The organism is Pseudomonas putida (assembly GCF_028682475.1).
Lineage (GTDB): Bacteria > Pseudomonadota > Gammaproteobacteria > Pseudomonadales > Pseudomonadaceae > Aquipseudomonas > Aquipseudomonas putida_AG.
This window is the reverse complement of the sequence record NZ_JANHLE010000136.1, coordinates 1-322: the sequence shown is the minus strand read 5'-3', so window position 1 is coordinate 322 and position 322 is coordinate 1. Positions and strand designations below refer to the sequence as shown.

The following is a 322-nucleotide window of genomic DNA, read 5'->3' as shown; positions in this document are numbered from 1 at the left end:
CTACCAACAGGGCCGTGACAACTACGTATACCAGCCTTACAGGCGCACCCCTCCGCCAGTGCGCTGGAAAGAAAGCACCGCCATCTGGGCGGCGCGTTTCATCGTCGTCAGTGCAGAGCAGCAAGCACTGACGCTGCATTTACCGATTCACGATGGCGAACAGACCTCGGACTTCGCCCTGGCCTTCACCATTGCCTACCAACTGGAAGCCGAACGCGATGTGCTCCATCACACCACTTTTGTGCTGCGTAACCTGTACATCACCCGCGATTATGGTGTGACCATCAAGACCGAGGGTACCTATCGACTCGACTCGGTAGAG

Annotated in this window: 1 protein-coding gene; it reads left to right on the top strand. The window is 57.1% G+C overall.

The features are described from left to right. On the top strand, positions 1 to 322 hold a 322-nt coding region (locus NPS47_RS25520; protein ID WP_274297457.1), incomplete at both ends, for a hypothetical protein.